Genomic DNA, 26,001 nt, shown 5'->3' on the forward strand with positions numbered 1-26,001 from the left:
GAGAATTTTGTTCCTCAATTTTTCATCGGAAAGCTCTCTCTCCAGGCGTTTGATTTTTTGGGCAGGTGTTTCTTTTGATTTTGGCATTTGATGGCGTAAAGGTTTACTCCAATCTAATGTACCATGTTTTCTCAGCCAAACCAAAACGGTACTTCTGCCTTGAATACCATAAGACTTTTGCGCTTGTTTATAAGTCATCTCGCCTTTTTCAACCTGATGGACTACACTTAATTTAAAGCCCAAATTATAATCGCGTTGAGTACGCTTGTTTACCGTAATAATCGAATGTTTCATAAATAAGTCGATTTTGTGTCAACTTATTTCAGGACGGGACAAAGTGATAAAAAAAAGCCATCTTTAAAAAGATGGCTTTTTTTGGTTATATTAATCACTATGAATGCTTTAAAAATACTCATATTCCTTTTTATGTTTCAAGGTACCTCAATAACCGCTCAAAAATTATCAGACTATAAATGGAAAAATAGGGTTTTAATTCTTTCGGACAAAAATCTTGATTCTGATGAAATGAATACTGCTCTACGAACAATAAAGGGTAGTACGAAAGAATTAAAAGAAAGGGATATTATTTTATTTCTACATCAAGAGGGTACGTTCTACAACCTTGATAAAAAGGAAGTCAAGAGCGAAAGTTCCAATATCATATCTAAATATTTTAGTGGCTATGTATTAATCGGCAAGGATGGAGGTATTAAAGCGAAACACCCTTACCCATTAGAACTAGAAGATTTATTTAATCTTATCGATGGTATGCCGATGCGAAGATTAGAAATGAAATCGAATAATTAGTTACTAACACCAACCAAATTCAACATTATTTCCTCAACTTCTGCACTATCCCATTTCTCCGCAATATTCGGTATTTTCATCACTTGTTTCATAATACTCTCTTGCGCATCACCCGCAGCTAATGCTTCGGCATAAGGTCGTTCAGAAAAAGTAACCCTACTATATGCAGGAACCCACTTCTCAGGATGATTTGCTGAAAAATGTTTTTCTATTTTCTTTTGAAGTAAAAAATTAGCATCTGCCGTTTTACTACTCATTTCTACAAAGTTTCGATAACTCAGTTCAGCAATAGCATCTGCATTTGGCTTACGCCTCTGTTGGTATGTCTCAAAAATCTTTTCCCAATCATCTCCAAATTCCTGTATAATCTCGTCTAACACAAAAATATCTTCAAAACCAGCATTCATACCTTGACCATAAAAAGGTACCACTGCATGCGCCGAATCGCCCACAAGGGCAACTTTATCCCAATAAGTCCAAGGGTAACATTTCATAGTAACCATTGCACTGGTCGGATTCTTAAAAAAGTCTTCTGTTAAGTTCTCAATTTCATTCTTAACATTAGGAAAGTAGGTGTTAAAAAAGTCAACAGCATCTTTCTTTGTTTTTATGCTCTCAAAAGAAACTTCACCTTCAAATGGCATAAACAAAGTACATGTAAAACTACCATCTAAATTAGGCATGGCTATGAACATGAACTTCCCTCGTGGCCAAATATGAAATGAATTCTTGTCTAATTTATGCGTGCCGTCATTATTGGCCGGAATGGTCAATTCTTTATATCCAACATCAATAAAATCTTGAGAATAATCAAATCGACTACGACGTTGCATTTTATGACGTACCCTTGAAAATGCCCCGTCACAACCGAAAACTAAATCAAAAGGATACTCCGTCCATTCACCTTTCTCCGTTTCACCGGTGTAAACTTTAGCTTCAGGCAAATCAATATCCCATACCTTTTCTTCAAAACGAAATTCTACACCATTTTTCTCAGCTAAATCAATCATCCGTTTATTAAGCACACCACGAGAAATGGACCATATTGCCTCGCCATCTTTACCATACTTTTGATAATACTCTGGTTTACCCACCACATGCATTGCACGTTTATCTAGCGGTATGGCAATTTCTTTTATTTCATCTTCAATACCAACGGCTCTTAAGGCATTCCATCCCCTATTACTCATTGCAAGATTTATTGATCTACCTGAAAATTCAATATTACGAATGTCAGGTCGTCTATCAAAAACTGTAATTTGATGTCCGTACCTCTTCAAATAAATAGCAAGTAACGAACCTACCAATCCTGAGCCAATGATGGCTATGTTTTTTTTACTTTGGGTCATGCATTAAGCTTTACGCCAACATTAAGCGAGCGCTAAAAGTAGCAAATTATGCCTTATTTCTACTATTACAAGCACAAACTAAACAAATCATTTTTATGATCTTTTGTCAAAATTGTTTAAGATATTTGTATTTTTAATAAACAAAATAAAGGCTTTGAAATATTTAAACACAACAGACCTAGGTAATATGCCTAGTAGAAAAAGAGCTCATCTAATTAATAGTTGCACTGGTTATAAGTCTGCCAACCTACTGGGAACGAAATCAAAGAATGGCGAAACCAATTTAGCGATATTCAATTCGGTCATTCATATCGGTAGTAACCCGCCTATGTTAGGCTTTATTCTTAGACCATTAACCGTTAAAAGAGATACTTATAAAAACTTTAAAGAAACTGGTTTCTTCACCGTTAATCAAGTGAAAAAGGATATGATTAAAGATGCTCATCATACCGCTGCAAATTATGATGAGCAAATTTCTGAATTTTCTAAAACCAATTTAACCGAATCATATTTAGATGATTTTCATGCTCCTTATGTAAGTCAAAGTAGTATTAAACTTGGTTGTCGCTATATCAACGAATATGAAATTAAAGAAAACAACTGCCTATTAATTATTGGTGCTATTGAGCATATCTATTTATCTGACCACATACTCGAAGAAGATGGTTGGGTAAATTTAGATAAAGCTAATACCGTTGCTATAGTAGGCTTAGATGGTTATGCCTTACCTAAGCTTTTAAACCGGTTCAATTACTCAAAACCAGACGAACCAACTATACCGATAACATAATGGCTCACAATAAAGAAAATCTAGCGACCAAGATTTGTGCAACTTGTTCAAGACCTTTTACTTGGCGCAAAAAATGGGAAAAGAATTGGGAGGATGTAAAATATTGCAGCGAAAAATGTAGAAGAAATAAATAAAAGATATTGAAAGATATATGAATAATTTAATATGGTTCAAAAACGATTTAAGAGTACAAGATAATACCTCTCTCTTTAAAGCAATGGCTGGGGAAAAAGTAATTGGTTTTTTCTGTTTTGAATCTATATATTTTGAAGAAGATAATTTCGGATTTAAAAGAACTGAAAAATTCAGGGCAAAATTTTTAATTGAAACCGTGACTCAACTTCGACAGGAATTAAAAAAAATTAATATCCCGTTATTTATTTATGTGGGTAAATCTACCAACTACCTACCTCAATTCATTCTTGAGCAAAATATTGACACCGTCTATTTGCAGAAGGAATGGACAAGGGACGAGCAAAACATTTTAGCATCTGTTAAGAAGAAAGTTTCAACCACAACCGATTTTATTGAAACTTTTGACCAATTCCTATACCACCCAGACGATATCCCCTACAACCACTTTGATGCGTTACCAGAGGTGTTCACTAATTTTAGAAAAAAGTGTGAAAGTCAAGTTAATGTAAGACCACTTACCATCATTTCTAAAACAATGTCTAGCGATAATTTGGTTCTTAATGAAACACATATTCCAACATTAAAAGATTTGGGTTTAGATGATTTCATTGCTGATAAACGCACTGCTTTTCCTTTTTTTGGTGGTGAAGTTGCGGCCTTAGACAGAATTCAAAATTACTTTTGGGAAACCAAAAAATTAGCTTTTTATAAAAAAACTAGAAACGGATTAGTAGGTAAAGATTACAGCTCAAAATTATCGGCATGGTTGGCTAATGGCAGTATTTCTTCTCGAACGATATATTGGGAGGTGAAAAAATTTGAAAATGAAGTGACTAAAAACCAAGATACCTATTGGCTTATTTTTGAACTAATTTGGAGAGATTATTTTAAATATGTTTCTCTTAAACACAAGAACCGAATATTTCAAATCGGTGGTATCCTTCAGAAAAAGTATGAATGGAAAGAAACTATTCAACAAAGAAATAACTGGATAATCGGGGCTACCAAAGAACCTTTCGTGAATGCAAATATGAAAGAATTGTTACTAACCGGGTGGATGAGTAACCGAGGTAGGCAAAATGTGGCTAGTTTTTGGTCAAAAGAACTAGAGCAAGATTGGAGAATAGGTGCTGCTTATTTTGAGAGTATGTTAATAGACTATGATGTACATAGTAATTGGGGGAATTGGATGTACAATAGCGGTGTTGGCAATGACCCCAGAGATCGCAAATTCAATATAAAAAGTCAGGCCGAACGGTATGATGGCAGTGGTAAATTTCAAAGAATGTGGTTGCAAGAAACCTTGTTTTAATTAGCAAATATATTTTGTTTATTTCACTAGGTAATTAACCGCTTACCACTTAATAAAATTTTCAATAAAACAAAACGATACACAAAAATGAAAACAATACGCTTGATATTAGGCGACCAATTAAACCAAAATCATTCTTGGTTTAATGCCTTAGATAATGATGTTGTTTACCTAATGGCAGAAATGCGCCAAGAAACAGATTATGTAAAACATCATATTCAAAAAGTAGTCGCATTCTTTTTGGCGATGCGAAGCTTTAAAAAAGACCTTTCACATCAAGGTCATCATTTTATTTACTTAGAACTAAATGACCCTAATAATCTTCAATATTTAGAAAAAATAATTTCAAAGTGCATTAAAGACAATGATGCTGAAAAATTTGAGTATCAGTTACCAGATGAATATCGCTTAGACCAGCAATTACTGCAAATATGTGAATCATTAGAAATTAAATCAAGCAGTGTTGATACCGAACATTTTTACACCACAAGATTTGAATTAAAAGATTTTTACAAGGGCAAAAAGCAAATGGTCATGGAAAATTTTTATCGAATGATGCGAAAAAAGCATCACATTATGATGATAAAAGACCAGCCTGAAGGTGGTAAATGGAATTTTGACCAAAATAACCGTAAAAAATGGACAGGCCAGCCAGCCATTCCTTCTGAAAAAAATTTCAACCAAGATGTTCTTGAAATTATTCAAGAATTGAAAAAAGCTGACGTTGAAACTTTTGGTACTATAGAACTAGAATCTTTTAATTGGCCGATATCAAGAACAGAATGTCTTTCTAATTTAAATTATTTCTGCAAACATCTTTTACATCATTTTGGAGATTATCAAGATGCCATGCACGAGAATGAAAAATTCCTTTTTCATTCTCGTCTATCATTTGCGATGAACGCTAAAATAGTATCACCAAAAGAAGTAATTGATACTGTTTTAGCCCATTTCTATGAGTATTCGAAAGAGATTGACATATCTCAAGTTGAGGGTTTTGTTCGCCAAATATTAGGTTGGCGAGAATACATGAGAGGTATCTATTGGAAAGAAATGCCGAAATACAAACAACTAAATACTCTAAATAATACAAACAAATTACCAGATTTCTTCTGGACTGGTAAGACAAAAATGAACTGCTTGAACCATGCCATTGGTCAAAGCCTCGATACTGCCTATGCACATCATATTCAAAGACTAATGATTATTGGTAATTTTGCATTATTGACCCAAATAGACCCCGATGAAGTTGATAAATGGTATCTAGGAGTTTATATAGACGCTATTGAATGGGTCGAAATTACCAATACTAGAGGCATGAGTCAATTTGCAGATGGCGGTATTGTAGCTACGAAACCTTATGTTAGTAGCGCTAACTACATTAATAAAATGAGTAATTATTGCGGTAGCTGCCATTATACTCACACCAAAAAAACAGGCTCAGATGCTTGTCCCTTTAATGCACTATATTGGAACTTTTTAAATGATAAAAAAGAGCATTTCAAGCAAAATAATCGAATGAATATGATGATGAACTTATTAAATAAAATGGACAATGATAAACTTTTAGAATTACAAAAAAGAGCTACTTCAATTATTGAAAATTTAGACGCATATTAATAATTTTTCAATATAAATTGAACACAATAAAGTAGTCTAAAATAGACTTTAAAAAACGAATATATTCAGGATATTCCATGAGAGCGACCATGTAAAAAGAATATTTTTTCAAAATCACGTAAAGTTAGAGTTGAATAGAAGAACTGAGTTCCCAATACTTCAGATTAAAAAAAGAATAATCGCATCAAAGTAAACTACCTTGGGAAAAGCCCAAAAGTTGTTCATAGGAAACAACTTTAAAATTTCGAGACAAGCCTCAGAGCATTTAATTTCAATTATCGAGTAATTAACCATAAAAAAAGTCCTTTACTGAATTAGTAAAGGACTTTTTAATTTAGATGTGTTCAGGAATTTATTCCATTATTCCATCAACGATACCATATTTTAATGACTCTTCTGCATTCATCCAATAATCTCTATCAAAATCCCTTAAGACTTTTTCAAAATCTTGACCACAGTTATCTGCCAATAGATGGGCACTCAACTCTTTAGTTTTAATGATTTCTCTTGCCTGAATTTCTATATTTGAAGCTTGGCCTCTTGCACCACCACTTGGTTGGTGAATCATAACTTGAGCATGTGGCTGTATGAATCTTCTACCTTTTTTACCTACTGATAATAGAATAGAACCCATTGAGGCTGCCAAACCAGTGCAGATTGTAGAAACCGGACTTTTTAAAGATTTTATGGTGTCATACATGGCAAAACCAGAAGTAACATAACCACCAGGGCTATTAATATACAGTTGAATCTCTTTGTTATTCTGCATATCAAGATACAATAACCTATCAATTACATGTTTTGCAGAATCGTCATCAACCATACCCCATAGGAATACCTTTCTTTCCTGCAGCATTTTTTCATCTATGGCTTCCTGAATTTTTCCTTTTTTAGCACTCATATTTTAAGTTTAATTATCTATAACAAAATTAATGAATTAATTCATAAACAAATGTGGCATACAACAACCGAATTGCTATCCTATTTCATCAATTACAAATGAAAACGAAGTTAAGGCTTTACAATTGCCCTTCAACCTCAACGGTTTTCTCAACTACCTTTTTAATAGGTACTACAACTTTACCATTTTTAGTTTTAAGAATCATTGAAATACTATCTATACCAATAACTGTACCTACTAGTTTTCCTATTTTAACCTTATCCCCTATTACATAAATCTTTCTTGTATAAAATGTTCTTAATAAATCCCCTACGACTTCTCTTGCTCCTAAACCTAAAGCTAATGAAATTGCCAATAAGAACGCTCCAAGTATTATCGTAAAATTATTGGTGATAATTTGAGTATCAACACCTGCCTGGTTTAAGGCCGTGATACTTACAAATATAATTATTAAATAAAATAAGGCGTTACCTAAAACTTTACCACCACCCATGCCGATAGAATCAAACACCTTAACAATCATTTCCTTGATCATTTTAGCCAAATACAGACCAATCATAAAAATAATAAGTGCCGAGAGTAAAATGGGTAGGTATCGCAATAGGTTGGCTATTTCTGTCGATATAATAGTCAGACCCATAATATCAGACGCAACTATGATAAAAACAAGCCATAGCAATACCTTAATAAAAGTCACTATCACTTTTGGTAAATCTATTTTGATATCCGCCTCACCAAAAAGCTTTGCCTCATTAATTTTTTCAGAAAAACGGTCCAAGTGAATCGCCTTAAAAATTCGTTTTAAAACGAATTTTGTTATTTTAATGATAATCCATCCAAAAATAAGAACCACAAATGCACCAAAAATTCCTGGTAAGGCAGCCGCAATATCTTTGAATATGGCACTCAAAGATTCAAAGGCTAGGTTTTTCCACTTATCTACTGTTTCCATGAATATAGTTTTACTTTTAATTATAATTATTTGGTTTTCGTTTTCAGCATGCCCTCAATAATAGAGGCAAAATTACCAGTGAACAGATTGCTCAATTCCATAATCAATTTAGCTGCGGCTACATCATCCATAACTTTCTTACGTAGTTCAGGGGGAACATCTTTAAGATCTCCTTCCAAATTTTTAAATGGATTATTGTTCTGTTCTGTCATTAGGGTATGGTTTTATACATTTCCACAACTTTGGCTTTTGCGCGCTTAAGCCTCATTTTAATGGCACTTGATTTCATCTCTAAAACATCTTCTAATTCTTTAATTGAAGCCCCATCTTGATATTTTAATAACAAAAGTGTTTTATCTTCTGGCGCAATTAACTCTAAAGCTTTTTTAAGTTTATCTACTTGCATTTGCAGCAATAGATTATCAGTAACTTCTACTGGTACTTCTTCTTGTGAATCAAATTTTACTGAATTATCATTAATCTTTCTTTCCTTATTCCTATTCACGTAATTGACGCAAAAATTATAAGTAAAAGAATATAACCATGTCGAAAATTTCGATGTCCCTTTAAAAGAGCCTAGTTTAACGAAGAGCATCAAAAATATATCTTGGGTCAAATCTTCTGCCTCACTATTAGATTTTGCAAACCCTAAGCATTTGTTGTAAACTAATTTGGAATATCTATCATAAAGTTCTCCGAACAACAATGCATCCTTGTTCTTGACAATTTGCTCTATGAGTTCAGCGTCGGTATATTTATCATGTACCGTATTGGAAGAAGAACTCTTACTGAATTCGCTTCCAATTATTATAAAACATAGCTTCTTAAGAAATGTCACTCTAGTGTTTTGTTTTCAAAAAATAAAAGTAGGTTAAAGTTACTGTAATTGATATATTTGATTTAAAATGTGCTGAAAATGAAAAAATTAATTATCCTTTCTATAGTAGTATCGAGTATTATTACAAGTTGCAAAACCGACAACAATAAGACGAAAGTTGAAGTGGGCGAAGATACCGAACTGACAGTTCTTGAAAAAATTGCCAATGCGCACGGTTTTGAACACTGGAAAGATATTTCAAGTATAAAATTCACTTTTAATGTTGATCGCGATTCTTCACATTTTGAACGTACCTGGTTATGGAAAACAGATTCTAATGATGTTACCATGATGACACGTCAAGATACAATTACGTATAACAGAAAGGCTGTAGATAGTTCCATGGTAGGTACTGATGGCGGTTTCGTTAATGATAAATTCTGGCTATTAGCGCCTTATCAGTTAGTTTGGGACCAAAAAAGTTTTACCTACGAGCTTACTGAAAGTATAGAAGCACCTATTAGCAAAACCAAAATGCATAAGTTGACGACCGTTTATGCTAATAATGGCGGCTACACACCCGGCGATGCTTATGATTATTATTTTGGAGATGATTACATTATTAAAGAATGGGCATATAGAAAAGAAAATCAAGCAGAACCTAACATGGTTACAAGTTGGGAAGATTATAAAGAACTAAAAGGATTAAAAATTAGTATGATGCATAAAAGACCTGATGCAGATTTTTCACTTTTCTTTACAGGTGTTGAAGTGAAGTAATACGGTATAGTGTTTGATAATTTCAATAAACATCAAATACCCCATGAAACTTCAGTTTTTTATTATTTTCTTGTTTTCTACTCTTCTTTATTCTCAAAATGAATTAAGTGGAATAGTAGTAGATAATGCAGACAAATCTCCATTAGAATTTGTTGGTGTTTACAACCAAGCGGACCACACGATGACCAATGCTGACGGGCGTTTTCAGTTTTCTTCTACTTCTGATTCTATTATTATTTACCGCCCTGGTTATGATAAAATCACCTCTACTTTCAATAAGACCAATGATACTATTTATCTCAACAAAAGTGTTTTAGAATTAAATGAGGTCACCGTTACCAATGAAAAAACATTATGGCAAAAAGTAAAAGATTCCATTGATTCTAATTATCCTTTATATCCTTATAAGGAGAAATTCTTATTAAGAGGTGTTTTAAGGTATAATGGTGAAATTACCAGAATACAGGACCTACAAGGGAAACTGGAAAGAAGAACGCTACTGTATACTCAAGATATTGAGCCAGACAAAAAAGACTTTAAAGTAGAACTGACCAATATGCGTAAAGTTGGTTTGGTACTTGATGAAAATGACATATATTTTATTTTCGATTCATTTTACGGTTTATTCATGAACCTGATACCTGTAAATGCCACCGGAGATGCTTTTGATTTGACCGAATCTACATTTGAGAATGGTGAGAAAATAAATCTTAATTTTCAAACCAAACCCGAAATTGCAAATGAGAAAGTAAGGGGGTATTATATTATCAATACTAAAAACAACGCTATTGAGCAGTTTAAAATAGTTCTTGAATTTGAAAACAATCCATTTTCAGAAAATGAAGACAGCAGATACAGGACAATTTCTATTGATAAAGAAATATCACTTTCAAAATCTTCAAAAACAAAGAAGTACTATATAACTTCTGCCAAATATGATGTAAGAGTTGAGCAAACTGACAAGAATAATTCCTTTACCTCATACTACGATGTATCGTTTATTTTGACTACCTCAGATAACGAAGATGATTTTGTCGTTCAGAAAAATGTAAGTACATCTAAAGACTTATTCAAAATAAATTACCCTTACGACCAAAGTTATTGGAATGCTCAAAACCAATTATTGCTAACAGAAGAAATGTTAGATTTTATTGAAAAAGTGCAAGACCCAAACAACGAGTTTAAAGTAAGAAGTAACATCAAGAATTAAAATTGTGACTAATTACTTATGCCTTTTTTCTTTTTAATAAAAGTGTAAATAATAAAATTAAAAATCCACAGGCAAGAAGTACAACAAAACTTCGGGTAAGACTATAATTCTCTGCTAAAAACCCTAAAATTGGTGGGGCACATAAAAACCCCGCATATCCAGAACCAGCTATAAAAGCTATTCCCTTAGAGGAATCTACACCTTTCACATTTCCACCTATTCTAAAAACTTCGGGCACCATTACAGAAAAACCTAGTCCATTCAGAGCAAAACCTATAATGCTCAAATAAATATCTGTGGTCAATACCAATGCATAGCCAACAATTGCCAAAATAGCTCCAAAGGCTACAATTTTTATCGAGCCAATTTTTTCACTAATGCCATCACCTAAAAAACGACCTAAGGTCATTGTAACCTGAAATCCTAAAAAACCTAATCCCCATAAAGCTTCGGGCGCCAAGGCAATTTCTTTTAAATAAAGTCCACTCCAATCTACAATTGCCCCTTCACTACCCATAGCAACAAACGATATAAGTCCTAATAGTAATAGTGGTTTTAACAACCCAAAACTAAACGGTTCATTTTCTATTTCTTCGGCTATTTCAGAAATGTACTTACTCCTAAATATAAAATTAACAACTAGAACCAGTAAAACAGCAATTGACATATGAAGTACAGGATTCGCTAGCGGACCAATTAAAAAACTTCCTAACCCTGCCAAAACACCGCCTAGACTAAAAAAGCCATGGGATGCAGCCATAAACTTTACCTTATCTTTTTTCTCTATTTCTGTTACCAAGGTATTCATAGAAATATCGGTGATACCATTCGATGCACCAAAGAGAAATAGTGCTGCCATTAAAACATAATAGTTTGGTGCCAATAAAGGTAACATAGCAGTAGCACAGCTTAACAAAACGCTATAAAAAGTAGATTTACCAACCCCTACCCTATTTATTATTGAAGAGGCAAACGGAAATATAGTGAATACCCCTAATGCCAAAAAGAAAATAGCAATTCCCAATTCAGACTTACTAATATCTAAAGAGTCTTTTACTGTCGGTATATAGATTGCCCAAGTACCAAAAAGTATATTAATACTTGCAAAAACCCACGATGGCCCGAAATATCTTGCATTACCTAATATTAACTTTAACGATTTCATCTAATGCTGGTTGTTGGTTAAAAAATTAAATGAATTTAATTTGCCAGTACTCCTGCTTTTAAAATTTGCCCGAAACGATACATATCTTCAAATGAAGAATAAAAAGGCGCAGGTGCCAATCGTATAACATTAGGTTCGCGCCAATCGGTAACTACTCCGTTCTCCATCAAATAATTGAACAACGATTTTCCTTGTCCGTGTAAAAAAACAGATAATTGACAACCTCTATCTTTTGGTGTAATAATTTCAAAAGTACTATCGACCTCTTTATCAATTTCATGAAGAATAAATTCTAAATAGGCGACAATTTTATTTCTCTTTTCAATCAATTTGTCCATACCAACTTCCTCAAACATGGTCAACGATGCCAAATAAGGCGCAACAGACAGTATAGGAACATTACTTATTTGCCATGCATCGGCATTTTCCATGGGCTCAAATTCAGGTTTCATCAAAAATCGAGTTTCTTTTTTTGTTCCCCACCACCCTTCGAATCGTTGAATGTCTTTTTTATTCAGATGTCTTTTGTTTACAAAAACACCCGATGCGTTACCAGGGCCGCTATTCATATACTTGTAACTACACCATGATGCAAAATCGGCATCCCAATCATGTAGTTTCAATTCCACATTACCCACTGCATGAGCCAAATCCCAGCCTACATTGGCCCCTACTGCTTTCCCAGCTTTGGTAATGGCTTCCATATTCATCACTTGCCCATTATAATAATTTACACCGCCTATTAACACAAGTGCCAGTTCATCGCCCAATTCTTCTATTTTTTTAAGAATATCTTCTGTTCTCCAATGATGTTCCCCATCACGTTTTTTTAATTCAACGATTGTTTCAGCAGGATTCAAACCGTGAAACCGCACTTGACTTTGAAACATATATTGGTCACTAGGAAAAGCTTTTTCCTCACATAGAATTTTGAATCGTGTTTTAGTAGGTCTATAAAACGACACCATTAATAAGTGTAGATTAACCGTTAAAGTATTCATCACAGAAACTTCCTCTGGCAATGCACCCACAACCTTTGCTAACGGTTCTGCTAAACGCTCATGATAATCCCACCAAGGCTTTTCGGCATAAAAATGGCCTTCTACCGCCAGTTCTGCCCAATCTTTCATAACCTCATCCACAAAACTTTTTGTTCGTTTTGGTTGAAGGCCTAAAGAATTACCTGTAAAATATATTACCTCTTTCCCGTTTATTTTAGGAAAAATAAATTCGTCTCTATAGCTTCGTAAGTCATCTTGAGTATCTAATGTTTGAGCAAACTCAAGTGTATTTTTAAATTCCATAACTATTTTTATATAAAAGTAATCATAAGCTAATAATTTAATAAACCCTATTCAATAATAGCTTAAGGCAAATTAGTTCGAAGTCTCATTTCTACCATATGTTTTTTGAAGCCTACTTTTTCATAGGCACGAATGGCCGGCTCATTCTCGCTATAAACATGTAGTCTTATTTCTGTTAAACCCACAGAACTTGCCCATTCTTGTAAACCACTTATAATTTTACCGTTTATTCCCCTACCCCTATATTCAGGGTCAGTGTACATAAAACCTAAATAAGCAAAAGTCTCATGATCTAAATAATGCCTTGCAAACTTTTCTAAAGCATAACCCGTAGCTACTATCTTTTCCCCGTCACAAGCAACTAAAACCAATGCTCGTGAATTTGACATCAACGCATTTAGATCATAATACGTTACATCGCTATTTCTAATTGTAGGATCGAAAGGGCGCTCAGAGGTAACAACTCCCTGTTCATGCTGCAAAAGCACTGGCAAATCTTCAATTACAGCTTCTCGAATACTAATTTCTTGGTTTATCATGTGCTAAATTTGATCTCATGAAATTAAGGCTTAAAACCCTATTTTTGCAAAAAGAAACGTATGCATTTTATATCGCCACTTTTAGAAAGCTATTTGGCAGATAATTCGCAAGAAGAACCTAAATTATTACAAGACCTTACTCGCGAAACTCATTTAAAAGTGATACAACCCAGAATGCTTACAGGCCATTTTCAGGGCAGAGTTTTAAGTTTGTTGTCTAAAATAATTAATCCTACCTATATTCTTGAAATAGGAACTTACACTGGTTATTCAGCTTTATGCCTTGCCGAAGGATTACGAAAAAATGGGGAATTACATACTATTGACGTAAATGCAGAATTAGAACACATTCAACGAACTTTCTTTAACCGTAGTGATTATGGTAATCAGATTATTCAACATGTAGGAAATGCTTTGGATATCATACCCAAACTCGATATCACTTTTGACCTTATATTTATAGATGCCGAAAAAAAACAGTACGATAAGTATCTAGAAAAAGTTTTACCTAAAACAAAATCGGGCTCAATTATACTTTCTGATAATGTACTTTGGTCAGGCAAAGTAGTTGAACCATTAGACCCTAAGGACAAGGCAACTAAAGTATTATTAGATTACAATAAAAAGCTAAGTGAGCATCCGCTTTTAGAGACGGTCTTATTACCTATACGTGATGGTTTAACTTTAAGCAGGGTGAAATAAGTAAGCCATATAATTTATAAAACATCCACGCAGAAAATATTCCTACCGATGCACCAACCATTAAATCTATAGGAAAATGCACTCCAACATAAATTCTACTCATAGCAAATAAAATGGGCCATATATAAAATAGATAGATCCATTTGAAATGACGCCTTAGAAACAATACTACAAAAGTGATTACAGAAAAGGATGATGAAGCGTGACCAGAAAAGAAGCTAAACCCAGACGGACTCCTCAAAATACGAATTAAGGTATTTATTTCTTCATCATTATTTGGTCTTAGACGAGCTACTACGTTCTTGGTTAGATCTGTTAAAGTGCTAACAAAAAAGACCATCATCAAAAGTGTCAAAATCATGAATAATGCTTCACGTTTAGAGAATTTTATAAAAAAAAGGGAGATAATAAGTACAAAAAGAGGTATCCATGGTGGAAACTTGGTAACTGTTGACCAAAACATATCGTACTGCTCAATACCAAGACTGTTAAGATAGACAAAGGCCTCTCGATCCCATTGTAAAATCTTATCGAGCATAATAGACTACTTTCTCTTTATGCTGCCAGTTACGTCACTGATATTCTTGCCTACATCGCTAATTTGTTTCTTAACATCTTTAGCTAAGCCAGAATCAATATCACGCTTCATGTCATCGATATCTTTCTTGATATCCTTTACGAAACTTGTGTCAATGCCTTGCTTGTCAGCACTCTTTTGAATTTCTTGTTTAATGTCTTCGGTTGCATCCTTCAATTGGCGCATACCCTTACCCAACCCCTTGGCAATACCAGGAATTTTGTCGGCACCAAAAACCATCACTACGATAAACATAATGAAGAAAATTTCTGCGCCACTAATAAATAATGAATACATAGCAATCATACTACAAATATAAACAAGTTTAGTATTGAAATTAAAAAAGCCCCGTATAACTACAGGGCTTTTTAATAAATAATTTCAAGAATTATTTTCCTTTAATTTCCTCTTTCATTTTATCAAATTCACTCTCCTGCTCTTTCTTTGGCCAACTATTGTTAGTAGTATCAATATCGGCAGTTTCCATTTTAGGATCAATTACAACATTTGTAAGTTCTGTAGGAGATGAAATAACCATCATTACCTCTTTAGAATTCTTTCTCCAAATCTCTGGTGGATAGGTAATATTTTTAACTGAACCATCTGCATAGGTATATTCTACAATCAATGGCATTGGCAAGCCACCTGGACTATTATACGTTATCTCATAGAAATATTTTGGCTCTTTAACCGCAGCTCGTTCTGCTTCGGTCATATTGTCCATCATATATTCTTTTAAGGTTTTTGAAGTTTCAGAAGGATTTATCCCATCTAAAGCAGGATCGTAGCTTTCACTGTCAGAAGACACCAAAAATACTTTCGACATCAAATCACCCGTAACAGGTTTTTTTGCTACCTGATACTTTTTAATATTCTTCACCCCCATGTCAACAAAATCAGTCGTATAAAACCATCCTCTCCAATACCAATCTAAATCGACTGCTGAAGCATCTTCCATTGTTCTAAAGAAATCTTCTGGTGTAGGGTGCTTAAACATCCAACGGTGCGAATAGGTTTTAAAAGCATGATCAAAAACCTCACGGCCCATTACCGTCTCCCTTAAAATATTTAAGGCAGTTGCCGGTTTGCCGTATGCATTTGGTCCTAACTGAAATACATTCTCAGGATTTGACATAATTGGTGAAATCGTACTTTGATCACCGCTCATGTAAGGTACAATCTTCGAAGGATCACCTCTTCTAGAAGGGTATTTACCATTTGGTGCTATTGCCTCGGGAAAAGTTTCCCCAAACTCTTGTTCTGCCATGTACTGCATAAAAGTATCTAAACCTTCATCCATCCAACCCCATTGACGCTCGTCAGAGTTTACGATCATCGGGAAAAAGTTATGACCTACTTCGTGAATAATTACACTGATCATTCCGAATTTAGTTCTATCAGAGTAGCTACCATCTTCGTTTGGTCTACCATAATTCCAACAAATCATTGGATATTCCATCCCCTGATTTTTAGCATGTACAGAAATTGCCTTCGGATAAGGATAATCGAACGTATGAGATGAATACGACTTTAACGTATGTGCTACAGCCTTAGTTGAATACTCTTCCCATAATGGATTACCTTCTTTTGGATACATCGAAACTGCCATTATATCCTTACCGCCTAATTTGACAGCTTGCATATCCCAAATGAATTTTCTGGATGTTGCGAAACCGAAATCACGAACATTTTCAGCCTTAAGACTCCATGTTTTTGTTTTATCTGAAAAACCTTTTTCAGCCGCTTCCGCTTCTGCTTGGGTAACAATTATTACAGGTTTGTCGTATGACTTTTTAGCTTTCTCATAGCGACTCATCATCTCTTTAGTATATACTTCCTTTCTGTTTTGAAGTACACCGGTACCATCTAAAATATGATCTGCTGGTACTGTAATATTCACTTCATAGTTTCCGAAAGGCAGTGCAAATTCACCATTTCCCCAAAATTGATGATTCTGCCATCCTTCTACATCGCTATAAACTGCCATTCTTGGAAAAAACTGAGCAATTACATAAGCCCTATTTCCATCTTTAGGAAAAAATTCATAGCCAGATCTAGCCCTATCAACGGTATGATCAGGAATATTGTAATTCCACTTTATATCAAAAGAATATTTTTCACCACTTTTAAGCGGAGTAGGCAAATCAACACGCATCATGGTGAAATTAATGGTAAATGGCAATGCTTTACCAGAAGCATCTTTTACGTAATCTATATTAAAACCACCATCAAACGATTCTGTTATATACTTCTGTACAAAATCTGCAGTATCTTCTGATTCTTTTACAGCACTCCCATTTTTCAATAAAGCTTTTGAATCCTTTGTCCTTATATTCTGATCCAATTGTAACCACAAATATTCTAAGTCATCAGGAGAGTTATTGGTATAGGTAATCGTTTCTTGTCCAAAAATTTTGGCGTTCTTATCATCTAAGCGAATGTCCATCACATAGTCTGCCTGTTGTTGGTAGTAATCTGGCCCAGGCGCACCAGATGCAGACCTATATGTATTTGGTGTTGCGAATTCCTCGTAAAGTTGTTTAAACTTACTTTGATTATTATGCCCTGGTTCTTTTTCTTTGGTTACTTCTTCTTGCGCAAAACCAACTGCTACAAAAAGAAATAAAACAGAGGCAAACGCGTACTTTATTCTTATCATCATCTAATTATTTAGTGTGCGAAATTTAAAGTTTTTAAAGAGATTTCTTAATATATGTTACAAATTTAACATTCCTTTAGTATGTGATTTTACCAATACATGGCTTTTTTTATTCCCATTGATATTAAAATGAACCACATTTTGTTGATCATCATAGATATCGGTTAGCACTTCATTTTGAATACCGATTTGCTTCAAATTCTTTAGTGGAACATCTGGTACTTCTAAATAGTATATAACCATATCGGTATCATATTTTTTACCTATAAATTCGTACTTAACTGTTTCACCATTAATTTCTACCAAAAATTTAGTGCGAATGTATTTCTCTAAATACTCTCTATCGACAGCTGACTCACTATCGGTTCCTAACTTTGAAGGTATACCGTACCGCTCTTTTAATACCGCATTCATATCATCAATAAAAATTCGGGTAATTATCTGCACCGATTGGTCCTTTTTAGAATAATCAACGTTAGTGACACTGATATAGAACTTATGTGACCCCGAAAAAGCAAATAGCGGTATTATTAATATTAACAAAGCTTTTCTAAAAAATTTCATATGGTGTTGTTTTAATACTTCTCTACAAAGCATATGCCAAAAATAGGTGCTAGTCTAAAGAATTATTTTTTCTATAAATTAAACTTTTCTGAAGAAAATAGTCCCAAATTTTAATCTGGTCATGAGTATCAACTATCGCTTGAAATTTAGGGTCTACTTCACAGAAATACAGAAAATCATCAATTTTATCTAGCGGTATACCTAAATCTTTTTGGTACACACTATCTTCATAAAAATCACGAATACGTTCTGTTCGATCATATAGTCTATTTCTTTCTACCCGCTGCTTCAACATTTTAGTACGACCGGTAATAGCATTTATTAAAGGGTCAAAACTCATAATCGGGTTGGCTGTTGCGGCGGTAAGTTCTCGTTCTGCCTTTGTGGGTATTTTCACATAAGCATTCGGCAAGCCCAAAGTAGATGCCGTAACTATTGGATCTAATTCTAAAGTTGCTAAATCATTTATAAGGTCTCCACTAAGGTTATAAGGTGTTACCGTAACTTCATCCAATTCGGTTAAAGCCTCTTCTAAACCAATGGATACCAACTTGCTTTCTAAAATAGAAGTTGATACAATTACCATCTTCTTTTTGTATTGAATTGCAGAAAATTCTAAGGTATCCAATATATGAACGGCAATGGTAAAAAACCCATTTACATCGGTTATGGTCGCTCTCTTTGTCGTTAAATTTAAAACATGTGTAGCAGCGACATCGCCATCAGCGCTATATACTCTACCTTCTAAATTTCTAGGCTCACCGATTTGAGCTACAACCGCAACGCTACATAAAAAAAGTAAAATTAGGAGACTACTCCTCATCTACTCCCTTCAGAAACGATTTGCTGTTAGTAACCAAGGCATCAATGAGTTGAAACTCATTTTCTTTCCTAAGTAAAGATTGCGCTGGCATTCTTGTATCGCAGTATATTAAGAACTCATCTATTCTATCTTGAGGTATTGCTAGATCAACCACAAAAAATGAATCATCATATACCTGTCTTAGCACATCACTTACCTTTAATTTAGGTCCGGGTTCATCTGATTCGTTCTGAGACTTGAAAATAGCCCTGAAAATATTAACGAAATTCAAACCATCTTGCATTCCTCTTTCTGATTGAGATAACGAAATGTTCTCTACTTCTGTACTGCGATCAATTTCGTATTCATAGGTTTTAAACTCTTCATTCTTTAACTTTAAAAAACGCTCTTGTTGATCTGGGGTAATTACTACTTCATCTAACTCGGTCACTTTTTCATTTACCTCAACCACTAAGCGATTATTCGCCAATATTTCTTCGGTGATGGTAACCACTTTAATATTGTAGTTGACAGCAGTGAATACTAACTCATCGCCCAGCTTTACATTAATTTTAAAATGCCCTTGGTCATTTGTAATCGTTGCCCTTTCAGAGGTGGTGTTAATCACGTTTTCATTAGGTACGGCAACATTCATATAAATAACAGAACCCATTAATAGTCGTCTTTCATCATCTTGCGCAAAACCAGTTACTGTTGTAAACAATACTAGTAAGAAGAGTAATTTTTTGGTCATTATTTTATTTTGAGCTAAGAACACCCCTTTAATAAAGTATTCAGAATATAAAGTAAAGATATGTTAACATGATAAAAAAAAACGCGTCAATAAACTTTTGTTAATTTCTTAAATCAAACGTGATCGTTAGATTGGTACATTTATAATTTTTTTTTGGCTTGAATAATAGTTCCCTTCAACGAAGTTTCTTGTTATTTAACCTATTAGCATACTATTTCAACCCATAAATAAAGCTAGATAAGAAGATAATACTATTTTTGTTTTACACCATTTTAAGGTTATAAAACGCTTAGTATGAAAGCTATAATTTTCTTTATTTTACTTATAATGCTCACAATACCAACCGTATTTGGGCAAATAAAAATAGGTGATAATCCCCAAAATATAGACCCTGCATCTGTACTTGAACTAGAAAGCAGTTCAAAAGTATTGGTGATAACGCGTGTAAGCACACTAGAAATGGAAGCTATAACTCCGCAGCGAGGTGGTATAGTTTATAATACCGATACCGAGTGTATTCATTATTATGATGGCACACAATGGATTAACCTTTGCGATGCTGTTAATTTCACCATCACCAACGACCCTATAATTAACAATAGAGCTACTATTGAAATTACCCAAACTGCAGATGGTTATAATTTAGAGATTGCTAAAAACGGTATACTTGGCGATAATATAGTAGATGGTGGCATTGGGCCAGACGATATACAAGACAATTCCATTACCCAAGAGAAACTGGCTGCAGAATCTGTGGGTTCTAGTGAAATACGCCAGAATGCAGTAGGTTCAGATGAAATACGAGATGGCAGTATCGCGCCAAACGATATGGCCAACTTTATACCGGGCCAGGTATTAGTTACCGATGAAAATGGAATAGTTCAGTGGGGAGATGCAGGCGACCTAATGGGTGCGGTAGGTGACGAAATAACCATTACCGGAAGTGGCACACCAGCCAATCCGTTGCAAATTACCGAAGGCATACAATTGAATATTTCAAATAATACAGCATTAATTGCAGATCATATTATTGATGATCAAGATACCGATGACACTAATGAGCTTATTGATTTGGACTTCGACAAGACAACAAATACCTTAAGCATCAGCCAATCTGCAAACCCTATAGGTGCTTCCGTCAATCTTGAGGCATTAGTGGGTTCTGATGATCAACAATTGACTCTTGAAGATAATATCTTATCGCTAGAAGAAGGTGGTGATGACATCGACCTTACGACCTATTTAGACAATACCGATGAACAAAACCTAGGTGCAGCAACCTTGACCAATGAACAACTTACTATAACTATTGATAATGGTAACCCAACTACGGCAAATTTAAGTGCTTTTGCTACCGATGCTGTCGTAACTACAGGTTTGGCACTCAAAGAAAATATTGCAAATAAAAATCCTGATATAAATCTTGGCAATTCTAATGTTGATTACCCAACACAGAATGCTGTAAAAGTTTATGTAGATAATGTAGTTGGAGGTTCTGCGCAAACCATCGTTAGTACTGCCGCAAATAATTCTATTACACCAAATGCTATTGACGGTGGGGCATTTTATAATGACCTTGATGGTAATGCTACAAATGAAATACAAAATATAGAACAAGTTTTAGTTCAAGGCAATAATGCCGGATTAAACCCGATTTTAGGCTTAGATGTTTCTGCAGATCCAACTTCTGCAGCCACTAGAGGTTATGTCGATGCCAACCTTGGGGGAACACAAGATTTGACTGATGTACTAGGAAATGGAAGTAGTGCAGGAAATAGTCAAATTAATGATTTGCTAGACCCTGCATTACCACAGGATGCAGCAACGAAAGCTTATGTAGATACTAATGCCGGTATAAGTACCTTGAGCAATGGTTTTATTTTAGTAGGTAATGGCGGTAACGCACCTGCAGAAGTTGCTGTGGGTGGTGATGCTACTATGAATAATCTTGGTGAAGTAACAATTATACCTGAAGCAATTACACCTGCTAAAATAGAACCAGGAACAAATGGTCAGTTTTTAAGTACCGCAGCCGGGGCAGTTGCTTGGGCAGACCTACCTCCTACTGCTGTTGGCTCAACAGAAGAAGCTGATGGAATTACTATTACAGGTACTGGAACAAATGCAGATCCTTTTAAAATTGAACCAGGCGCTAATGGCCAATTTTTAAGTACCACAACGGGGGCTGTCACTTGGGAAAATTTACCGGCAGGTACCGGAGGCACAGTTATTGGTGACAATACAACAATTGAAGGAAATGGAAGTGCTGCCACACCTTTACAGATTGTTGATGGTGGTGTTACTTCTACGCAAATTGCCAATGGTTCAATAGCGGCCATTGATTTAGCTCTTGGAGCCGTAGAAACCGATAATATTGCAGATAACAATGTGACCGTAGATAAAATAGCAGAAGGCACGGATGGACAAGTATTACTAACAAACGGTACCGACGTTGTATGGGGTACTTCACCTGCAGGTGCTTCCGTGACTGGAACAACAATCGATGGTGATGGAACTACTGGAAATGCACTAGAATTAGCCGACAATGCTGTTACCTCTCTTAAAATAGCAGCGGATGTTATTTTAGCGGAGGATATCAATACAGGCGCAGTTACATCAGATGAAATACTAGACCTTACCATCGGAACAGTTGATGTAGCTAACAACGCTATAACTGTTGCAAAAATAGCAGGTGGAACTGATGGTCAAATATTGACAACCACGATTACAGGGGTTCAATGGCAAGATGCCGCGGGCTCAGTAATCGTTAGTGCAGATACAGACAATTCTATCACAGAAAGTGCGACAGACGGTGGTGCATATTATGATGACAAGGTACTTACAACTGTAACTGCAGCTAATACTGCAGCAATAGTATTAAAAGAAGACGCCGCGAATAAATCTACCGACGGAACCTTAGCGGATAATTCTGATGATGATTTCCCTACCGAACAAGCCGTAAAAACATATGTAGATGGGCAAATTTCTGGATTAACTATTGGAGATAATTTAGCCAATGCCAATCTTGAACAAACAGAAGCTATTAGAACTTATGAAGTGGGAACTGGCGAATCTTTAGTTTTTACTGGCTTAGGTAACGTTGGTTTTGGAAATGGCGCTAATCCTCCATTAAGTAAATTTCATTTTGCAGGAGAAATAAGGGTAGAAGGAGTAAATTCTGCAGATGGGACAGTTGATAATCCCGCATACACTTTTTCAGGTGACACCAATAATGATACAGGCATATACAGACCTGCTGCCGATGAGATTGGTTTTTCAGTTGGTGGATATGAAGCTTTGAGAATAGATGAACCTACCACAGGTAATACCAATGTTATAATAAACCAAAGTCTTCAAATAAACAATTTATTATTAGATAAAGACGGCCAATCAGGAACCGCTGGTCAAATTTTATCCTCCACTGGTGGGCAAACGGATTGGATAAATGCGCCTACAGTAACTTATACAGCGGGTGCAGGTCTAGCTCTATCTGCCGCAAACGAGTTCTCGCTAAACGCGGGAACCATAGTAGCAGATTGGAACAACCTTACTGGAAAACCAGCAGGTTTCAACGACAATGTCGACAACGATACACAATATACCGCCGGGGCAGGTCTAACGCTCTCAGCCGCAAACGAGTTCGCGCTAAACGCGGGAACCATCATAGCAGATTGGAACAACCTTACTGGAAAACCAGCAGGTTTCAACGACAATGTCGACAACGATACACAATATACCGCCGGGGCAGGACTCGCTCTATCTGCCGCAAACGAGTTCTCGCTAAACGCGGGAACGATTGTTGCAGACTGGGGAAACCTGACCGGAATACCGGCTGACATTGCCGATGGCGATGCGGATACACAGTACACCGCAGGTGCAGGAATTGCCATTTCCGCTGCCAATGCAATTAGCTTGAATACTGGAAGTATTCCTGGAAGTGCAATAGAGAATAATCCAACTTTTGCGGGTAATGTAACAGCTACAAGCTTTACTACTGGAGCTAATTTTTATCCAGATTACGTATTCCAAAAATACTTTACAGGAAAATCTACACTAAACACTTCTTATGAATTTTCAACCCTAGAAACCATTGAGGCTTTTCTAAAAAAACACCACCACTTACCCGGTGTTGCATCCGTTGATGAGATAAAAACAAATGAAGGTAAGTGGAATCTAACAGAAGGGGCATTAATCAACCTCGAAAAAATAGAAGAACTTTTTCTGCACACCATTGAGCAAGAAAAGAAGATAAAGCAATTGGAGTCCACCAACAAAAACATGGCTAGCGAAGTAGAAACACTTAAAGCACAAATGGAGGAAATTAAAACCATGTTGTTAGAAAAGACGAAAGAATAATGAAAAAACAACTTTCACTTCTTTTCATTCTCTTAGCGGCAATAGCATCTGCCCAAACGGCCCTATACAATAATGGCAACTTACGTATACATGAGGGTGGTAGTATTGGTTTTCATACCAATCTCATCAATGTATCTCCATTAGATAACAACCTCGGTTTAGCAGGTTTTTATGGATCACAATTTTTAACCGTTTCTGGTACGTTGACCCCTCAATTCTATGATGTAGAAATTGCCTTAGAAAATGATTTACAGTTAGCATTAGGCATCGATAATAGCAACAATACCAATTTCATATTGGGTAACATTCGTACGCCCCTAACCCAACCTTCTATTTTTTATACTTTTTTAGATAATTCGTTTTATACAGGCGAATATGATTTTTCTAAAATTGAAGGGTATGCAGCCATAACCAATCAGCAAGATTTTGCCTTCCCTATTGGAGATAGTCAATTTTTAAGACCCTTAATTATTAACTCAGAAAGCGTTAACCTATTCGCAAAAAGTGCCTATTTCTTTGAAAATGCATCTAACCCAATTTCATTTACAAATTCTTATGACACCTTTGAAACAGATTTAGATGTTGAACGTGTTAACAGCAATGAGTTTTGGCGATTAGAAGGTACAATTCCATCTAACGTAACCCTTAGTTGGAACCAACGTAGCGCAATGGCAGATTTAACCGATGATGCTACCACTATTATACCTGTTGGTTGGAGCAAAAATTCGCAACGATGGATAAACCTTGTTGGCAGCATACCAGTAGGGTCATTAAACGAAGGCTTTATAACCACAACTTCATTCATACCAGATGATTATGAAATTATAACCCTTGGAGCTTCAAAAGCACCGTACGAGCCTTTATCAAAAGATGTAATTAACCTCGATAATTTCTTTGTTTCCGTAAATGGAGATGGTGTAAATGATTCTTTTTACGTTGCTGAATTAGAAGATTACGATAGCAATTTCGTCCAAATTTATGACCGTTACGGACTTAAAGTTTTTGAAATGGTTAATTACAGAGACGAATTTAATGGATTTTCGAATCTTAATAATGTTCCTTTCGGTGCAGAAAAAGGGTTACCCATTGGTGTTTATTTCTACACTATCGATTTACCTGGAGAAGATTTGAGCTTTCAGGGCTTTTTATATTTGGCGAGGTAAACAAACAGAAAATTATTTTCAATAATCACTCTAGTTAAATTAACTTCAACTCCCTTTTTTACTAACCATTAGACTCAATTACGAGACCTCCTCAAAAGGATGAAACGCAATAAACATCGCTCAATTGATGGGATACATAGATTTCCCAACAGGTTCTAGCGTCTACACAACATTTAATCGGATTCCTACAAATGCCATCTTACTTTTATGGGTACTAACATATTATGTTATCCCCATATGTCTATTAAAATAAAATTATTACTGTTCTTTATATTGACCTCCTTTTGCGTACATGCTCAGGTAAAAATAGGACAGAATCCAAATAGCATAAATGCCGCTTCTATTGTAGAGCTTGAAAGTACAGATAAGGCTTTTGTTCTGACAAGGCTAACTACTGCCCAAATGCAGGCCATTACCCCGCTTAGAGGAGCCCTTGTTTATAATACCGATACGAATTGTGTACACTATTTCAATGGTGCTGTTTGGAATAACCTCTGTACAATCACACAGGCAGGAACCTTTACATTCGTAGATAATAACAACGGAACTTTTACCATTAACTATAGTGACGGTACTTCCTTTACTTCTTCAGATTTAACAGGTCCACAAGGACCTCAGGGTGATGCCGGTCTTCAAGGTTTACCTGGTGCAATTGGTGACAAAGGTGAAACTGGAGATAAAGGACTTACTGGAGACAAAGGTGTAGCTGGAGATAAAGGTGAAACCGGTGATAAAGGACTAAC

Annotated in this window: 25 protein-coding genes and 1 pseudogene; 11 read left to right on the plus strand and 15 right to left on the minus strand. The window is 35.2% G+C overall.

Features of this window, described 5'->3' with window-relative positions; all coding sequences use genetic code 11:
* Nucleotides 1-294 (minus strand): annotated as a pseudogene (locus BMY56_RS15600) (IS3 family transposase); the annotation flags it as partial.
* Nucleotides 295-393: 99 nt separating this feature from the next.
* Here BMY56_RS15600 and BMY56_RS15605 point away from each other — a divergent pair.
* Nucleotides 394-807, plus strand: coding sequence for a DUF4174 domain-containing protein (locus BMY56_RS15605; RefSeq protein ID WP_091626348.1), 414 nt, complete (start codon nucleotides 394-396; stop codon nucleotides 805-807).
* On the opposite strand, the gene BMY56_RS15610 is transcribed toward BMY56_RS15605, so the two are convergent.
* On the minus strand, nucleotides 804-2,156 hold the full coding sequence (locus BMY56_RS15610) for an FAD-dependent oxidoreductase (protein WP_091626351.1): 1,353 nt from the start codon (nucleotides 2,154-2,156) through the stop codon (nucleotides 804-806). The two genes, BMY56_RS15605 and BMY56_RS15610, sit on opposite strands and share 4 nt — an antisense overlap.
* Before the next feature lie 154 nt (nucleotides 2,157-2,310).
* Between BMY56_RS15610 and BMY56_RS15615 the strand changes: the two genes are divergently transcribed.
* The 4 genes from BMY56_RS15615 to BMY56_RS15630 all read left to right on the plus strand — a co-directional run bounded on the left by BMY56_RS15615 (nucleotide 2,311) and on the right by BMY56_RS15630 (nucleotide 6,013).
* Complete coding sequence (locus BMY56_RS15615) at nucleotides 2,311-2,946, plus strand: flavin reductase family protein (RefSeq protein WP_245737243.1); 636 nt, start codon at nucleotides 2,311-2,313, stop codon at nucleotides 2,944-2,946.
* Nucleotides 2,946-3,080 carry a DUF2256 domain-containing protein gene (locus tag BMY56_RS15620; RefSeq protein ID WP_091626355.1) on the plus strand — a complete coding sequence of 45 codons (135 nt, stop codon included), beginning with the start codon at nucleotides 2,946-2,948 and terminating at the stop codon, nucleotides 3,078-3,080. Before BMY56_RS15615 ends, BMY56_RS15620 begins: the two co-directional genes overlap by 1 nt.
* A gap of 17 nt (nucleotides 3,081-3,097) precedes the next feature.
* A complete protein-coding gene (locus BMY56_RS15625; RefSeq protein ID WP_091626358.1) occupies nucleotides 3,098-4,393 on the plus strand; it encodes a DASH family cryptochrome in 1,296 nt (431 codons plus the stop codon).
* Nucleotides 4,394-4,480: 87 nt separating this feature from the next.
* Nucleotides 4,481-6,013, plus strand: coding sequence for a cryptochrome/photolyase family protein (locus tag BMY56_RS15630; RefSeq protein WP_091626361.1), 1,533 nt, complete (start codon nucleotides 4,481-4,483; stop codon nucleotides 6,011-6,013).
* Between the two features lie 352 nt (nucleotides 6,014-6,365).
* Here the strand turns inward: BMY56_RS15630 and BMY56_RS15635 are convergent, their stop codons facing one another.
* The 4 genes from BMY56_RS15635 to BMY56_RS15650 all read right to left on the minus strand — a co-directional run bounded on the left by BMY56_RS15635 (nucleotide 6,366) and on the right by BMY56_RS15650 (nucleotide 8,704).
* Nucleotides 6,366-6,914, minus strand: a complete 549-nt coding sequence (locus BMY56_RS15635) for a ClpP family protease (RefSeq protein ID WP_091626364.1) — start codon at nucleotides 6,912-6,914, stop codon at nucleotides 6,366-6,368.
* A gap of 118 nt (nucleotides 6,915-7,032) precedes the next feature.
* Nucleotides 7,033-7,866, minus strand: coding sequence for a mechanosensitive ion channel family protein (locus BMY56_RS15640; protein WP_091626367.1), 834 nt, complete (start codon nucleotides 7,864-7,866; stop codon nucleotides 7,033-7,035).
* 26 nt (nucleotides 7,867-7,892) lie between these two features.
* Complete coding sequence (locus BMY56_RS15645) at nucleotides 7,893-8,078, minus strand: hypothetical protein (protein WP_091626370.1); 186 nt, start codon at nucleotides 8,076-8,078, stop codon at nucleotides 7,893-7,895.
* Complete coding sequence (locus BMY56_RS15650) at nucleotides 8,078-8,704, minus strand: RNA polymerase sigma factor (protein WP_091626373.1); 627 nt, start codon at nucleotides 8,702-8,704, stop codon at nucleotides 8,078-8,080. Before BMY56_RS15650 ends, BMY56_RS15645 begins: the two co-directional genes overlap by 1 nt.
* Nucleotides 8,705-8,782: 78 nt before the next feature.
* Between BMY56_RS15650 and BMY56_RS15655 the strand changes: the two genes are divergently transcribed.
* Together BMY56_RS15655 and BMY56_RS15660 are read left to right on the plus strand one after the other, a co-directional pair.
* Nucleotides 8,783-9,463: a hypothetical protein gene (locus tag BMY56_RS15655; protein ID WP_091626376.1), complete on the plus strand. Its 681-nt coding sequence runs from the start codon at nucleotides 8,783-8,785 to the stop codon at nucleotides 9,461-9,463.
* A gap of 43 nt (nucleotides 9,464-9,506) precedes the next feature.
* Entirely contained in the window at nucleotides 9,507-10,673 is a 1,167-nt protein-coding gene (locus BMY56_RS15660; RefSeq protein WP_091626377.1) for a peptidase associated/transthyretin-like domain-containing protein, read from the plus strand.
* A gap of 16 nt (nucleotides 10,674-10,689) precedes the next feature.
* Here the strand turns inward: BMY56_RS15660 and BMY56_RS15665 are convergent, their stop codons facing one another.
* From BMY56_RS15665 to BMY56_RS15675, 3 genes are all read right to left on the minus strand, one after another.
* A complete protein-coding gene (locus BMY56_RS15665) occupies nucleotides 10,690-11,838 on the minus strand; it encodes an MFS transporter (protein WP_091626381.1) in 1,149 nt (382 codons plus the stop codon).
* Between the two features lie 35 nt (nucleotides 11,839-11,873).
* Nucleotides 11,874-13,142 (minus strand): kynureninase, encoded by a 1,269-nt coding sequence (gene kynU / locus BMY56_RS15670; protein ID WP_091626383.1) that lies wholly within the window; start codon nucleotides 13,140-13,142, stop codon nucleotides 11,874-11,876.
* Nucleotides 13,143-13,204: 62 nt separating this feature from the next.
* Nucleotides 13,205-13,681: a GNAT family N-acetyltransferase gene (locus tag BMY56_RS15675; protein ID WP_091626386.1), complete on the minus strand. Its 477-nt coding sequence runs from the start codon at nucleotides 13,679-13,681 to the stop codon at nucleotides 13,205-13,207.
* A gap of 60 nt (nucleotides 13,682-13,741) precedes the next feature.
* Between BMY56_RS15675 and BMY56_RS15680 the strand changes: the two genes are divergently transcribed.
* A complete protein-coding gene (locus BMY56_RS15680; protein WP_091626389.1) occupies nucleotides 13,742-14,383 on the plus strand; it encodes an O-methyltransferase in 642 nt (213 codons plus the stop codon).
* Here the strand turns inward: BMY56_RS15680 and BMY56_RS15685 are convergent.
* The 6 genes from BMY56_RS15685 to BMY56_RS15710 all read right to left on the minus strand — a co-directional run bounded on the left by BMY56_RS15685 (nucleotide 14,346) and on the right by BMY56_RS15710 (nucleotide 19,739).
* Nucleotides 14,346-14,921 carry a phosphatase PAP2 family protein gene (locus BMY56_RS15685; RefSeq protein WP_091626391.1) on the minus strand — a complete coding sequence of 192 codons (576 nt, stop codon included), beginning with the start codon at nucleotides 14,919-14,921 and terminating at the stop codon, nucleotides 14,346-14,348. The genes BMY56_RS15680 and BMY56_RS15685 overlap by 38 nt on opposite strands.
* 6 nt (nucleotides 14,922-14,927) lie before the next feature.
* The gene (locus tag BMY56_RS15690) at nucleotides 14,928-15,257 is read right to left on the minus strand and encodes a Sec-independent protein translocase subunit TatA/TatB (protein ID WP_245737245.1); all 330 of its coding nucleotides are present in this window, start codon (nucleotides 15,255-15,257) and stop codon (nucleotides 14,928-14,930) included.
* A gap of 91 nt (nucleotides 15,258-15,348) precedes the next feature.
* Nucleotides 15,349-17,619: a M1 family metallopeptidase gene (locus BMY56_RS15695; protein WP_091626637.1), complete on the minus strand. Its 2,271-nt coding sequence runs from the start codon at nucleotides 17,617-17,619 to the stop codon at nucleotides 15,349-15,351.
* Between the two features lie 57 nt (nucleotides 17,620-17,676).
* A complete protein-coding gene (locus BMY56_RS15700) occupies nucleotides 17,677-18,183 on the minus strand; it encodes a DUF6702 family protein (RefSeq protein ID WP_091626639.1) in 507 nt (168 codons plus the stop codon).
* A 49-nt stretch (nucleotides 18,184-18,232) separates the two neighbouring features.
* The gene (locus tag BMY56_RS15705; RefSeq protein WP_245737247.1) at nucleotides 18,233-19,006 is read right to left on the minus strand and encodes a carboxypeptidase-like regulatory domain-containing protein; all 774 of its coding nucleotides are present in this window, start codon (nucleotides 19,004-19,006) and stop codon (nucleotides 18,233-18,235) included.
* Nucleotides 18,996-19,739 (minus strand): peptidase associated/transthyretin-like domain-containing protein, encoded by a 744-nt coding sequence (locus BMY56_RS15710; protein ID WP_091626397.1) that lies wholly within the window; start codon nucleotides 19,737-19,739, stop codon nucleotides 18,996-18,998. The genes BMY56_RS15705 and BMY56_RS15710 overlap by 11 nt, the downstream gene beginning before the upstream one ends.
* A gap of 294 nt (nucleotides 19,740-20,033) precedes the next feature.
* Here BMY56_RS15710 and BMY56_RS15715 point away from each other — a divergent pair, with 294 nt between their 5' ends.
* The 3 genes from BMY56_RS15715 to BMY56_RS18705 form a co-directional block, all read left to right on the plus strand.
* The gene (locus BMY56_RS15715; protein WP_091626400.1) at nucleotides 20,034-24,095 is read left to right on the plus strand and encodes a hypothetical protein; all 4,062 of its coding nucleotides are present in this window, start codon (nucleotides 20,034-20,036) and stop codon (nucleotides 24,093-24,095) included.
* Nucleotides 24,095-25,258, plus strand: coding sequence for a T9SS type B sorting domain-containing protein (locus BMY56_RS15720; protein ID WP_091626403.1), 1,164 nt, complete (start codon nucleotides 24,095-24,097; stop codon nucleotides 25,256-25,258). Before BMY56_RS15715 ends, BMY56_RS15720 begins: the two co-directional genes overlap by 1 nt.
* A 237-nt stretch (nucleotides 25,259-25,495) precedes the next feature.
* Nucleotides 25,496-26,001, plus strand: a 506-nt coding sequence (locus BMY56_RS18705; protein ID WP_218144575.1) for a collagen-like triple helix repeat-containing protein, incomplete at its 3' end; no start/stop codon positions are given.

Source organism: Maribacter orientalis (genome assembly GCF_900109345.1).
In the GTDB taxonomy this organism is placed as follows: Bacteria; Bacteroidota; Bacteroidia; order Flavobacteriales; family Flavobacteriaceae; genus Maribacter; species Maribacter orientalis.

Bases quoted from the DNA above. Each gene is read 5' to 3' on its own strand.
- BMY56_RS15705 (WP_245737247.1), bottom strand. From the start codon at position 19,006: ATGAGGAGTAGTCTCCTAATTTTACTTTTTTTATGTAGCGTTGCGGTT.
- BMY56_RS15690 (WP_245737245.1), bottom strand. From the start codon at position 15,257: ATGTATTCATTATTTATTAGTGGCGCAGAAATTTTCTTCATTATGTTT.
- BMY56_RS15625 (WP_091626358.1), top strand. From the start codon at position 3,098: ATGAATAATTTAATATGGTTCAAAAACGATTTAAGAGTACAAGATAAT.
- BMY56_RS15675 (WP_091626386.1), bottom strand. From the start codon at position 13,681: ATGATAAACCAAGAAATTAGTATTCGAGAAGCTGTAATTGAAGATTTG.
- BMY56_RS15710 (WP_091626397.1), bottom strand. From the start codon at position 19,739: ATGACCAAAAAATTACTCTTCTTACTAGTATTGTTTACAACAGTAACT.
- BMY56_RS15610 (WP_091626351.1), bottom strand. From the start codon at position 2,156: ATGACCCAAAGTAAAAAAAACATAGCCATCATTGGCTCAGGATTGGTA.
- kynU (WP_091626383.1), bottom strand. From the start codon at position 13,142: ATGGAATTTAAAAATACACTTGAGTTTGCTCAAACATTAGATACTCAA.
- BMY56_RS15685 (WP_091626391.1), bottom strand. From the start codon at position 14,921: ATGCTCGATAAGATTTTACAATGGGATCGAGAGGCCTTTGTCTATCTT.
- BMY56_RS15660 (WP_091626377.1), top strand. From the start codon at position 9,507: ATGAAACTTCAGTTTTTTATTATTTTCTTGTTTTCTACTCTTCTTTAT.
- BMY56_RS15695 (WP_091626637.1), bottom strand. From the start codon at position 17,619: ATGATAAGAATAAAGTACGCGTTTGCCTCTGTTTTATTTCTTTTTGTA.
- BMY56_RS15700 (WP_091626639.1), bottom strand. From the start codon at position 18,183: ATGAAATTTTTTAGAAAAGCTTTGTTAATATTAATAATACCGCTATTT.
- BMY56_RS15635 (WP_091626364.1), bottom strand. From the start codon at position 6,914: ATGAGTGCTAAAAAAGGAAAAATTCAGGAAGCCATAGATGAAAAAATG.
- BMY56_RS15715 (WP_091626400.1), top strand. From the start codon at position 20,034: ATGAAAGCTATAATTTTCTTTATTTTACTTATAATGCTCACAATACCA.
- BMY56_RS15645 (WP_091626370.1), bottom strand. From the start codon at position 8,078: ATGACAGAACAGAACAATAATCCATTTAAAAATTTGGAAGGAGATCTT.
- BMY56_RS15720 (WP_091626403.1), top strand. From the start codon at position 24,095: ATGAAAAAACAACTTTCACTTCTTTTCATTCTCTTAGCGGCAATAGCA.
- BMY56_RS15665 (WP_091626381.1), bottom strand. From the start codon at position 11,838: ATGAAATCGTTAAAGTTAATATTAGGTAATGCAAGATATTTCGGGCCA.
- BMY56_RS15655 (WP_091626376.1), top strand. From the start codon at position 8,783: ATGAAAAAATTAATTATCCTTTCTATAGTAGTATCGAGTATTATTACA.
- BMY56_RS15605 (WP_091626348.1), top strand. From the start codon at position 394: ATGAATGCTTTAAAAATACTCATATTCCTTTTTATGTTTCAAGGTACC.
- BMY56_RS15630 (WP_091626361.1), top strand. From the start codon at position 4,481: ATGAAAACAATACGCTTGATATTAGGCGACCAATTAAACCAAAATCAT.
- BMY56_RS15680 (WP_091626389.1), top strand. From the start codon at position 13,742: ATGCATTTTATATCGCCACTTTTAGAAAGCTATTTGGCAGATAATTCG.
- BMY56_RS15640 (WP_091626367.1), bottom strand. From the start codon at position 7,866: ATGGAAACAGTAGATAAGTGGAAAAACCTAGCCTTTGAATCTTTGAGT.
- BMY56_RS15620 (WP_091626355.1), top strand. From the start codon at position 2,946: ATGGCTCACAATAAAGAAAATCTAGCGACCAAGATTTGTGCAACTTGT.